8 protein-coding genes are annotated in these 7352 nt (G+C 48.7%); 4 read left to right on the forward strand and 4 right to left on the reverse strand.

The window, feature by feature from the left end; translation table 11 throughout:
* Positions 1 to 362 (forward strand): M24 family metallopeptidase (locus AC2VLY_RS11330; RefSeq protein WP_486922303.1); only part of this gene is annotated, 362 nt, incomplete at its 5' end.
* A gap of 10 nt (positions 363 to 372) precedes the next feature.
* Here the strand turns inward: AC2VLY_RS11330 and AC2VLY_RS11335 are convergent.
* Positions 373 to 957, reverse strand: a complete 585-nt coding sequence (locus AC2VLY_RS11335; RefSeq protein WP_486922304.1) for an RlpA-like double-psi beta-barrel domain-containing protein — start codon at positions 955 to 957, stop codon at positions 373 to 375.
* A 308-nt stretch (positions 958 to 1265) separates the two neighbouring features.
* On the opposite strand from AC2VLY_RS11335, the gene AC2VLY_RS11340 reads away from it, so the two are divergent.
* From AC2VLY_RS11340 to AC2VLY_RS11350, 3 genes are all read left to right on the forward strand, one after another.
* Positions 1266 to 1571, forward strand: coding sequence for an Lpp/OprI family alanine-zipper lipoprotein (locus AC2VLY_RS11340; protein ID WP_193650227.1), 306 nt, complete (start codon positions 1266 to 1268; stop codon positions 1569 to 1571).
* Positions 1572 to 1775: 204 nt separating this feature from the next.
* Complete coding sequence (locus AC2VLY_RS11345; RefSeq protein ID WP_486893570.1) at positions 1776 to 4157, forward strand: TonB-dependent receptor; 2382 nt, start codon at positions 1776 to 1778, stop codon at positions 4155 to 4157.
* A 107-nt stretch (positions 4158 to 4264) separates the two neighbouring features.
* A complete protein-coding gene (locus AC2VLY_RS11350) occupies positions 4265 to 5845 on the forward strand; it encodes a phospholipase C (RefSeq protein ID WP_486893569.1) in 1581 nt (526 codons plus the stop codon).
* Positions 5846 to 5868: 23 nt separating this feature from the next.
* Here the strand turns inward: AC2VLY_RS11350 and AC2VLY_RS11355 are convergent, their stop codons facing one another.
* The 3 genes from AC2VLY_RS11355 to AC2VLY_RS11365 form a co-directional block, all read right to left on the reverse strand.
* Positions 5869 to 5997, reverse strand: coding sequence for a hypothetical protein (locus tag AC2VLY_RS11355; protein WP_486922305.1), 129 nt, complete (start codon positions 5995 to 5997; stop codon positions 5869 to 5871).
* Positions 5981 to 6226: an HVO_A0114 family putative DNA-binding protein gene (locus tag AC2VLY_RS11360; RefSeq protein ID WP_486922306.1), complete on the reverse strand. Its 246-nt coding sequence runs from the start codon at positions 6224 to 6226 to the stop codon at positions 5981 to 5983. Before AC2VLY_RS11360 ends, AC2VLY_RS11355 begins: the two co-directional genes overlap by 17 nt.
* Before the next feature lie 211 nt (positions 6227 to 6437).
* On the reverse strand, positions 6438 to 7118 hold the full coding sequence (locus tag AC2VLY_RS11365; protein WP_024892895.1) for a hypothetical protein: 681 nt from the start codon (positions 7116 to 7118) through the stop codon (positions 6438 to 6440).
* Positions 7119 to 7352 lie beyond the last annotated feature (234 nt).

The following is a 7352-nucleotide window of genomic DNA, read 5'->3' on the forward strand; positions in this document are numbered from 1 at the left end:
ATGGCCTGCGTGAACTGAAAATCCTCTCAGGCAGTCGTGATGCCCTGATTGAACAGGGAGCCTCTAAAGCTTTTTATATGCATGGTACCGGTCACTGGTTGGGCCTGGATGTGCACGATGTGGGACATTATCGCAATAAAGACAAGACCTCGCGCAAACTGGAACCGGGAATGGTATTGACGGTAGAGCCGGGTCTGTACTTTGCTCCAGCGAATCTTTCGGTACCGGAAAGGTGGCGGGGAATCGGCATCCGGATCGAAGACGATGTGGTGGTAACAGCGGCCGACCCCGAGATTCTTTCGCAAAATGTCCCTAAAAAAGTGGCAGACATTGAGGCAACGATGGCTGCGGGGCCGGCCTGAACGGAAGTGTTCAGATGCCGCTGGTACTGGGTTTGCTGGAATGCACAAAACGCAAGCGGGCTTTTCGAACACCAAAGTCCATTGCTTGCTGGACGCTGCCCATCAGAATATCGGCGGCCATGTGGTAACGGGGATTCATGGTGTCCCATACGATGCCATGAATGATTTTTCCCGAAGAGAGAACGATGTTGATTTGTTCTCCACAGCGATTGCTGCCATTGCTGCGAAAGAAAAGATCAGGCGACAGGGCGATCTGATCAGGCCGGGTGGGTCCGCAGGCTGACATGCCAGGATTGCTGTTGGTCTGGCTGGGTAAAGCGTTATATGCCGTAACCCGGCGCAAATAAAAAACTTGATGGTGAATGATGAGGGCGCCATCCCCTTGCCCAGTAGTAGATTCATTGCGGGTGTTACTACCTTGATCACTGGTTTTTTCCAGGGAGCCAGATCCAGAAGGGTTCACGACGATGGCTGTTTGCGGAGTGAGTTGAGTGAGCATCCCGGCTGGCAATCCTGAAGAATTAAATGCCAGCGCATTCGGTAATAATAAAGCCATCAGGGCAACGCCCATTCCTGCAGACAGACTTTTAATCATAGGGTTCTCCCGCTTTGAGCTGGCATTCTGGAGCCGGTTCCCAGTCGAAACACAGACGGGCGTTGTTCTCAAATCATGAAAAGGAACAATATTTTATAAAAAATCTGGAAAAAATCAAGGAGATAAATTAAATTTATTAAAAACAATCGGTTGCGATTGCATCCGAGCTTGTGCGTGGTGTTGTGCTGCCTTTATTGTCAGATAAATTGAAAAATAATAGTACCCATTGTGACGTGGATGCTGGCGTATGGTTATTTTTTTAGTTATGATTCATCTGCTCGTTTTCCAACCCAACAAAGGAGACTGCTATGAGCAAGTTTACCACAGCTTTGAAAGTGACTGCGCTGATTTTGCCCTTGGGCCTGGCCGGTTGCGCTACCAGTTCTGACCTCGCTAAGGTTTCTGCCAAGGCTGATGCCGCGCAGTCCACCGCCAACGAGGCTCTTGCCAAGGCCAATGCCGCACAGGGCACTGCTACTGACGCTTTGAGCAAGGCTAATGCCGCACAGAGCACGGCTGATCAGGCCATGAGCACTGCCAATGCTGCCAACCAGAAGGCTGAAGAAGCCAATGAGAAGGTAGAGCGCATGTTCAAAAAGGCGATGATGAAGTAATTTTATCGTCGTACTGGATGTGCAAAGGCCCCGCCGGTTTCCGGCGGGGCCTTTGGTTTTTGGTGCTTACATGAGGCTATAGAAAGTTTGGTGTGGTCTTGAGGTTATGTCATCGTTTTGTCATTAAAGCTTCATCATGTTGTCACATTACATGTCTAGACTTCTTGTTTCCAGTTAATAGAAGCTCTACCAGAGGACATGAAAATGACAGCAAAAAACACCTATCGTGTGACAGGAAGCCTTTTGCTCGCACTATGTGCGCTGCACTCCGATACCTCCATCGCGGATGCGATTACCGCCTCCACCCGTAGCGTAGGGGATGACAGTTCCGTGAATGTTGGTGAGGTCTCCAAAGCAGACAATACTTCCATTTATGTCGCCCCAAAATCAGCGGTACCCAGTCAGCGCCAGATCTTCCGCTCTGGACTGGCAGAGAAGGTCATCGGCAAAAAACAGATTGAAGCGGCTGGTCCCGGAGCGTCAGGTAATGACATGCTGAGTATGGCACCCGGGGTGAATGTGATCAGCGGCTATACGGCAACGGGTGGTGGCAAGACCCAGATTAGTATCAATGGGGTCAAGCAGGGCTGGCATATACCTGGAGGGGCCATTGATGATGGCAGTATCGCAACGACTTTTGATGGCGTACCCATGGCCAACGTTGCCACGGGATTATGGGCTTCCCCCGATGTGAACCAATCTTCACTGATCAGCGGAATTCGGCTTATCTACGGTCCCGGTAATCCTGCCAGTCGCTGGTACAACAGTATTGGGGGTACCATCAACTATATTCCGCTGCAACCGACCAAAAAAGCCGGTGCAACAATCGGGATGACCTATGGGAGCTATGATTTCAAAAATATCCACTTTGCCATCAATACCGGCGAGCATGATGGTTTTGCTGCGGTCATCGGTGGGGGTTCGAGTTCCGGTAATAGTTATCTGAGTTCTCCAGCGGGTTCCATTGTCCGGCCGTTTGGCAGCAGCAATATGTCGAGTTACAGCTATGCCTGGTATTTCAAGGGAATTAAATCTTTTACAAACGGTAATGTCAGTCTGGGTGCCTATCTGGCAAAGGGACAATCCTATAAGCCTTTTATGCAGCTGTTGTCGCCGATTGAAGGCATTACTATAAATGGTCAAGATGCCGACAAAAAACCAATTCCAGGCCCGCTGTACAGTCAGCAAACGTCCGGTTTTTATCGTGCGTTACCGTACAAGGATGACAGCAATACCGTATGGATGCTTTATCAGAAAACGAATGTGAATATTGGCGCGGGTACTGAGCTTCATAACATGGTCTGGTTTCGTCATGGGGATAGATTGCATTACCAGATCAGTCGATTTTTCCCTGAAGACTATGAATATTATACGCCACATACCAATGCCTATGGTGATAAGCTGAGCTTTGTTACGCATTTGCCGTGGAATGAGTTGGAGTATGGTGGTTATTTTATCAATGAACGATATACCGTAGAAAATAACAATTTTCCTTATGGTACCTATGACCCGGCGGCTACGTTCAAGCAAACCTATTTATATAAAACATTTGATTCAACGGCATTGGCCGCTTATCTGCAAGATCGCATCTCGCCCATTGAATCTCTGGATATCACCCCCGGGGTTCGTGTCGTAGGTTACCAAACCCGTTATACCCCCAATATGTGTGCAGAATCACCGGCAGCCTGTGTACTGGATCCAAAAGGCGCAGACTCCAGTCTTCCCGCTTCCTCGAAAAGCTATGAACAGGTGGAACCCTCTTTGGCAATCAACTGGCGTCCAACCCGACATCTCGCATTATTTGCCAGCTATGCGGTCGCTTATAAAACTCCGGGTGCTGCAGATGATGGTGGTGGGGTATTTCAAAGTATCCCGACCAGTGCCTTGAGTCTGGAAAAGGGTCAGGAGTATCAGGCGGGCATGAAATTCCATGTCAAAGAAGCACCGTATCTTCATAACTTTCTCGCTAGTGTGAACTGGTATTTCCTGCATTTTTCAAATCAGTTTATTCCCATTACTTTGCCAGATAATTCGGTGATCAATGCTCAGGGAACATCCGATTATGACGGCGTCAACATCTCTCTGGAAGATGACCCTGTTTATTGGCTACACCTGTTTACCAATCTGAGTTTTGAAAAGGCACAATTTACTAACTACTCCATTCAGGGAGGGAAGAGCTATAATGGTCTGCCCCTGCCCTATGTCCCCTCCCAAACCGCCAATGTCGGGTTCTATACGCAGAACTACGTCGCCGGCGTGGATCTGGAACCACGGTTGTGGATGACCTATACCGGCCCGCAGGCGGTATTTAACTCCATCACCAACGCCCCCTCACCAGATATCAAAATGCCTGCTTTTACCCTGGTTAATTTTTCATTAGGTGCGAAATTACCGGTGCATTTCATGGGTCTGAATTATCTCAGCAGTAAATTGGATATCATGAATCTGCTTGGGAACAAATACAATCGTTATGTTCAGATAGATAGCGGAAGTTCTGGCCAATTTGGTCCCTTGGGGGCAGGTGCACTGGTGGGGTATGCCGGGGCACCAAGGCTGGTTTACTTCAGCGTTTCGGCAAAGTTCTAGATATTTACTACGCAGGGTGAGCCAAAGTCCCATTATCTGGATCATTGGCAACCCTGTACTTATCTGCACGGTCAATTATTGCTGATTATTACCTCGTGGAGACTTTTATGACAAAGACCATATATCGACGTGATTTCATGAAGCAACTGCTTGGAATCACTGCTGGAATCATCACTGCACCCTACCTCATGACCTCGGCAAAAGCAGCCGGTACCACATCCTATAATCAATTACGTAATAATATTGATCATATAGTAGTCATTTTTCAGGAAAATAGAAGCTTTGATCATTATTTCGGAACCTATCGTTCACCAAATGGTGCAAAAGTTCTGAACCTTTTGAATGCCCAAGGTGAAGTGGATCCAAGATTTACCGGGTTACAGAAAGATATATCTGGGACCCCCTATCAAACTTTGCCATTGCCAAATGATGTTCCCGGTTTTCAAAATGTGACTTTGATGAACAAACCTTTTCATCTGGAGCCATACATTCCATCTGATTCTGGGGTACGCTGGGATCCTACCCATCATTTTTTTCGCATGCGGGCAGAAATCAATAACGGGAAAATGGACCGTTTTGTCGCCCTGGCGCTCGGGCAGAAAAATGTACATCTGTCCCACAAAGATTTGGAGACCTTTTCTCCTGACCAGCTCGCTCGCAGTCTCAGTGCACCCACTGGTCCCGTACTTGGGTATTATGAGAGGGCGAACATACCTTTCTACCATCAATTGGCAGATAAACATGTCTTGTTTGACCGATTTTTTCAGGCGATGAGCGGTGGCTCTACCGGGAATGCGTTGTACCTGGCTGCGGCCCGTTCCTGCATCAATACCAAGGCCCCTGTAGATCGCAGAAGTCCGGCAAATCCACCTTTCGATGCCCGGGAGCATCCGTTTTATGATTTACCCTACAATCATGAGGGGATACTCATTAACGATCTCAACCCGGTACAGGGGCCAACAGTGGTCCGTTCCGACAAATCTCCTGCAGATTATCCGCCCCCGGAAGAACAAACGTATGCGAACATTGGCGATCGTCTGCAATCGGCTGGACTGGATTGGGCCTGGTACAATGAGAATTGGGAGATGGTCAAGCCCTGGGCAATGAAAAGCGCCTTTGACTGTGGTGACGGTTCGGCAGTGATTGATGAAATACATGAAAGCCACTACGTGCCTCACCACAATCCATTCCAATATTACCAGCGCTGGTATGATTATGTGCGGCGAGGGCATATGCGCAGTGCGAATGATTTTGTGGATGACGCCAGGAGTGGAAAGTTGCCGCCGGTTTCCTTCATCAAGGCTGCAGGTCCCCGTAGTGAACATCCTGGTGAGGATACACCCGTGGCGGGGATGAACTGGGTAGAATCCTTGCTCAAAGCGGTCTCGGAAGGTCCTGCGTGGGGGAAAACCGCTATATTTATTACCTATGATGAGGGTGGTGGTTTCTGGGATTCTGTGTCACCGCCACAGCTTGATGCGTTCGGCTTGGGTACGCGTACTCCAGCTCTACTGGTGAGTCCTTTCAGTCGTTCAGGTCTGGTAGGTCACCATCTGGCACACACGGGCAGCATACTGAAACTCATTGAGACACGTTTTGGACTTGATCCGCTGACTGAACGTGATCGCCACGCCTACGATATGCTTGCGGCTTTCGATTTTGATCAGGCGCCCAAGGCGTTGCTGTGAGAAAAAAGCAAAGCACAAAATGATTAACCTGCCTTGCGAAAACGCAAATCCACATGAATATCCACAAAAGGACACAGTACACCCCCACTGGCTGTGCGCTCAATCAATCCGAGCTCCGTGAGCACTACCACATCATCATGTACGCGGCGCACATCTCGACCTATCTGGCCGGGCCAGCTCGCGGATGGAGACATCCCCTAACCGCATAATCTGGCGTAGTAACGACCAGCGTAATGCCGTTAGTCGGCCAAGAAATACATCCGCCGATTCAAAATTCAGGGTTTCTCCCTGGTAGGTTTCAGACTGAGCAGCGTTGCCCGCACTGCGTAGAGCAGCCTGCCAGTCCGGTTGTACGGTAATGGTCAGTGTCCGCGTTTCCACCGTTCCACCTCTACAATAAAATCCTCAATCAATTGATCCACATTGATAGCGGTACGCGCCAAACAACCATTTTCAGATTGTCACCGTTAGGTAGGTGCAACATCCCTAAAGCGGGTGATCAAGGTTGCTTTCATGGAATGATTTTTTCGTTTTCTTGGGTGTTGTCAATAATGTCAACATTTACGAGTGCCCAAGAATCATTGGATACCCGTCATAGTTCTTTCATTACTTTATTCAATGCGCGTTGCGCCGAAGCCAGTTCTTTCAGCAGAAAGCCGTGGGCGTTTATGTGTATCTGGCAATCCTGAATCACTTCCCGATAGGCATCCCGGTAGTCGAGCATCATCGTCTTGCGCCGGTCCTTCTTGGTCTGGATGAAATTTTCGTCATAGTAAGTCAGTAGATCATCCGCAAAATAACTGACCACCAGCATGGCAGCATTGGTGGCGTATTCCGCCATGAAGTCCGGTCCAAAACTGTCTGAAGAAAGAATAAATTCATTCGTTGGAAGCATTTTATCCAGCTTGCGCATGACCTTGTGTGTGGCTTTGGTCCGTTGAACCAACCAATCCACGGCTTCTTGATCCGTTAATTCCGGGTATCTCTGCGCTTCATAGATCAGCACATTGGCCGCTTCCGTCAGGGCATTCATGCCGTGAATAGTCTGCAGAAACTGGGCGCAAGGGACAGCCAAATCATCCGCAGTGGGTTCCTGACCGGCCTGTTCAAGGTACAGGCTACCCGCCTGAATAATAGCATCGAGCACATCTACTGGTTGGCTATCAATGTCTTGCAGCAACAGAGCCGGACCATAGGCGGTCAGGCGTTTACGTTTCTTGCGCAAGTGTTTGGCGGATTTACCGCCTGCGGGGAATGGGTGAACATTGCTCATTGCGGGAATTTAGCATATTGAGGGCACCCAGAAAATAAGGGCCTTGGATTGCCATCACGGATTAACAGATTTCATCATATACTTTCTTTAAGGTAAAATACGGGCCATAGATGAGTGCGCCATCATTATCTTTTTTCACTTCAACGATTCCCGTTGTGCCAGAAAATACCGTTACTTTTCCAATCATGCTTTTATAAAAGCTGTCACCTGCCCCATACAGTTTCCCAACAGGGA

It is taken from the genome of Acidithiobacillus sp. TH-A36 (assembly GCF_057473445.1).

What these genes read in the sequence shown, in the direction of transcription:
- AC2VLY_RS11335 (WP_486922304.1), bottom strand. Translation starts at nt 957, where the DNA reads ATGATTAAAAGTCTGTCTGCAGGAATGGGCGTTGCCCTGATGGCTTTA.
- AC2VLY_RS11340 (WP_193650227.1), top strand. Translation starts at nt 1,266, where the DNA reads ATGAGCAAGTTTACCACAGCTTTGAAAGTGACTGCGCTGATTTTGCCC.
- AC2VLY_RS11345 (WP_486893570.1), top strand. Translation starts at nt 1,776, where the DNA reads ATGACAGCAAAAAACACCTATCGTGTGACAGGAAGCCTTTTGCTCGCA.
- AC2VLY_RS11350 (WP_486893569.1), top strand. Translation starts at nt 4,265, where the DNA reads ATGACAAAGACCATATATCGACGTGATTTCATGAAGCAACTGCTTGGA.
- AC2VLY_RS11365 (WP_024892895.1), bottom strand. Translation starts at nt 7,118, where the DNA reads ATGAGCAATGTTCACCCATTCCCCGCAGGCGGTAAATCCGCCAAACAC.